This is a genomic window from Methylophaga sp. UBA2689 (assembly GCA_002354555.1).
Classification (GTDB): domain Bacteria; phylum Pseudomonadota; class Gammaproteobacteria; order Nitrosococcales; family Methylophagaceae; genus Methylophaga.
Genome location: DELT01000101.1, coordinates 39,139 through 42,919 on the forward strand (window position 1 = coordinate 39,139; position 3,781 = coordinate 42,919).

At 46.3% G+C, this 3,781-nt stretch carries 4 protein-coding genes; 1 reads left to right on the plus strand and 3 read right to left on the minus strand.

Going from position 1 to position 3,781, the window contains the following annotated elements; genetic code table 11:
- The first annotated feature begins 220 nt into the window (after positions 1–220).
- Positions 221–1,090, plus strand: a complete 870-nt coding sequence (locus tag B3M51_RS12905; protein ID WP_292362501.1) for a phosphoribulokinase — start codon at positions 221–223, stop codon at positions 1,088–1,090.
- An 85-nt stretch (positions 1,091–1,175) separates the two neighbouring features.
- Here the strand turns inward: B3M51_RS12905 and B3M51_RS12910 are convergent, their stop codons facing one another.
- Genes B3M51_RS12910 through B3M51_RS12920 form a run of 3 tightly spaced genes read right to left on the minus strand, consistent with a single transcriptional unit; the run spans position 1,176 to position 3,567 of the window.
- Complete coding sequence (locus B3M51_RS12910; protein WP_292759751.1) at positions 1,176–2,105, minus strand: biotin-dependent carboxyltransferase family protein; 930 nt, start codon at positions 2,103–2,105, stop codon at positions 1,176–1,178.
- Positions 2,102–2,794: a 5-oxoprolinase subunit PxpB gene (gene pxpB / locus B3M51_RS12915; RefSeq protein ID WP_292759753.1), complete on the minus strand. Its 693-nt coding sequence runs from the start codon at positions 2,792–2,794 to the stop codon at positions 2,102–2,104. The genes B3M51_RS12910 and pxpB overlap by 4 nt, the downstream gene beginning before the upstream one ends.
- Positions 2,794–3,567, minus strand: coding sequence for a 5-oxoprolinase subunit PxpA (locus tag B3M51_RS12920; RefSeq protein ID WP_292479654.1), 774 nt, complete (start codon positions 3,565–3,567; stop codon positions 2,794–2,796). Before B3M51_RS12920 ends, pxpB begins: the two co-directional genes overlap by 1 nt.
- Between the last annotated feature and the right edge of the window lie 214 nt (positions 3,568–3,781).

A 3,781-nucleotide genomic window follows, 5' to 3' on the forward strand; every position in this document is an offset into this window, starting at 1 on the left:
TAAACACATTTCTTTTACGGTTGATCGAGGCGCCATTACTGGCATGTTGGGCGCCTCGAACTCAACCAATGTAAAGGTTCAACCCCAACTTCAGCGCGATATCATTACTAATGACATCCTGGTCGATTCCTTCTCGTGGACTGGCTACCTAGCCCGGAAATTGTACTCGTAACAAAGTCAAATCCGCCTCCCAATGTTCACCATCAAGGAGAAGGCTTAAATGTCTATTTCCCACCCGATTATTGCCGTTACTGGTTCGTCAGGAGCCGGTACTTCAACCGTAAAACATGCTTTTGAAGATATTTTTCGCCGGGCAAATATCAAACCTGTCGTTATTGAGGGTGATAGCTTTCATAAATACACCCGTGAAGAAATGCGCGCTGAAGTCATCAATGCTGAAGCAGAAGGCCGCTCGCTGACCCACTTTGGGCCGGAGGCAAACTGCCTGGATAGATTGGAAAAACTGTTCCAAACTTACTCTGAAACGGGTCGTGGCGAAAAGCGTCACTATATTCATGATCAGTGTGAAGCCACCAGGTATAACCAACCTCCAGGCACCTTTACCAGGTGGCAAGAAATCGATAATGACAGTGATTTACTGTTTTATGAGGGGTTGCATGGTGGGGTGGTCACCGATGAAGTCAATATTGCCCAGTATGCCGATCTGTTGATTGGTGTGGTCCCGGTTATCAATATCGAATGGATTCAGAAAATCAAACGTGACTGCGCCAATCGTGGCTATTCCCAGGATGCCGTGGTGGACGTCATCCTCAAACGGATGCCGGATTATATTCACCATATAACACCACAATTTTCCCGTACCCATATCAACTTTCAGCGGGTGCCACTCATCGATACTTCCAACCCGTTTGTGATGCGTGAAATCCCGACGGCGGATGAAAGTTTGTGTGTCATCCGTTTCAAGAACCCGGAAGTGGCGGACTTTCCCTATTACTTGTCAATGTTGAAAGACTCGTTCATGTCGCGTCCCAACAATATTGTGGTGCCAGGCGTCAAGATGGGCCTGGCGATGGAAATCATTCTGACACCGTTCGTCGATAGGATAATGGAGAAACGCAAGCGTGGTTAAAGTCCCTGTAAAGGTCGATCAAGGGAGCGTTTCAGTCAGGAAGATTTGGATTAAGAAACGTTATGAATTTTTATCGACTTAATATTTACACCCCAAAAAAACGATAGAAATAACGCAGTTTATCCTGAGCTTCTTGCAAAGAAATCTGAGTAAATCTCAATTCGGTATGAGCTTGTTGCTGGGCCAGTAAAAAAGCATCCAACACAAACAAGGTGCCAAGTTTGGGATAGCCACCCATGGTCTGACGATCTTTCAGCAAGATGATTGGCTGACCATCTGGTGGTAGTTGAATGGTGCCGTAGGCGATGCCTTCTGAAATAATGCCGTGCACATTCGGAATAATCGGTTCGCCTTCCAAACGTATCCCCATGCGATCGCTTTGTGTCGAAATCCGATAGGTCCAGTGATAAAGCTTTTCCAGTTCGGCTGCATCAAATTGATCAGTTTGTTCGTTGGCAATGACGCTGAGAATTAAAGGGCGCTGGTAATCGGGAATAAATAAGGGGGGGACATGCGTTGTTAATTTTGGTTTGTGTTGACTGCATGGCAAAAAATCATCAGCTTTTAACGGATTGCCGTAGCCGTCAATGCCGCCGATTTTTTCTCGCATGACGGTAGAAACAGATCCAAAGCTGGGCTGTAACTCAAACCCGTCCTGTATCGCCAGATAACTGCGTATTCCGGATGTTGCATGGGCAAAACTCAGTTTATCGCCTACCTTGAGAGTATGCGTTTGCCAGTTTTCAATAGGGTGGTCATTAATGGTCGCGTTCATTTCGGCGCCAGTTATGGCGATATTGGTATTAGCTAATACCTCAATTTGCAATCCACCAAAACATATCTCCAACGCAGGACTGTTGGGCCGATTATCAAGTAAGCGGTTTGCCCATAAAAAGGCATGTTCGTCTGCAGCACCGCCGGGGGAAAGCCCGATATGTTGATAGGCAAAGCGTCCCAAATCCTGTACCAGCGTTAAAATGCCGGGTTTGAGCACTTTTAAACCTGGCTGCTTCATTCTATCTGGCCTCCTGCCAACAGAAATTCGGCTTTGCTGACAGAGACAAATTTCACTCTGTCACCGGGGCGCACCGGGCATAATTTCGGGCTGTGACGATCAAACATTTTCATCGTCGTACGTCCCAGAATATTCCAGCCACCGGGTGTACTGATCGGATAAACCGCTGTTTGTTGATCGGCAATGGCAACTGAACCCGCTGCAACATGAGGCCGGGGCGTTGTCAGTCTGGGTGTGGCGAGTTGGTCCGATACATTGCCCATATAAGCAAAGCCAGGTGCAAAGCCAATGGCAAAGATTTGATAAATGGTTTCACTATGCCGGTGAATAACGTCATCAATGCTGATTTGATGAAATTCGGCAACATGTTGTAAATCAGGCCCTACCTCAGGGTCATACCACACCGGAATTTCCACCAGATTACCCATTTCGGTAGGGCTGATATTCAAGTTAGCAAGATGCTGCTGAATTTTATCCTGAATACTGGGGAAGTCATTCTTTCGGGGATCATAACAAAGCATCAGGGTGGTGTAGCTTGGCACCAAGCCACGAATTTCTTCCTGAAATTCTTTTTGCAGGCGTTTGGTGGCAGCACGAATGATGGGCACCAGATCTGTATTTATCTGATCACCAAACCGAATTAAAACGGCATCCGGTCCAGCATGTTCAATATGAAACTCAAGTTTCATTAGCAGCGATAAAGTTTGTTGAAGGAATTGCGAATATGTCGAACAGCCTTAACCGATTCAGCGTTATCACCATGTACACATAAAGTGTCGGCATCGAGCTTTAATCGCTGGCCATTTCGGCTGATGACGCTACCTTCGGTGGCCAGTAATAAAGCCTGTTCAAGGATTTGCTGCTCTGAATGATAGACAGCGCCTTCCTGAGTGCGGGGTCGCAGTTGGCCGTTATTCTCATAGGCACGATCAGCATAGGCTTCGAATAGTAATTTGATACCAAACTCTGCTGCAATCGATTCGGTTTTACGATTATCAGTGGAGGCCAGCACCATTAAGGGCAAGTTACTATCATAGGAGGTTATAGCTTCGAGAATTGCACGCAGAATATCGGCATCACGCATCATATCGTTATACAGCGCGCCATGCGGCTTAACATATTCAACATGAGCATCATGTGCCCGGCAGATGCCATCCAAAGCGCCAATCTGATATTGCACCATGGAAATAATTTCGAGGGGTGTACATTGCATGCTGCGACGGCCAAAGCCAATCAAATCAGGATAACTTGGATGTGCACCAATTTGCGTTTTGGCTTGTTTCGCCAACAAAACCGTTCGGGTCATGGTGACGGGATCAGATGCATGAAAGCCACAGGCGATATTGGCCATATCCACCAGGGGCATAATCTGTTCATCCATTCCCATAGACCACGGCCCGAGACTTTCGCCCATATCACAGTTCAATAGCAGTTTTTTGATTGGGAGTTGGCGTTGGTTCATGGTTCAGAAGTTCAGTAAATGAAACGGTAGGTAAAGGATACACCCTTATTTTAACGACAGTAATTTGTCTTGGTTAGCAGTGGCATTCAATAGCAGGTATGCTTATTTAGAGGAATGGTTCCTGTGACACGAACTTATAAAAACCTTACATGTCACAGGTTTTATTCGTTTGGCGGCAGCCTCACATAATAAGACTAAACCAGCGTGAGTGAGT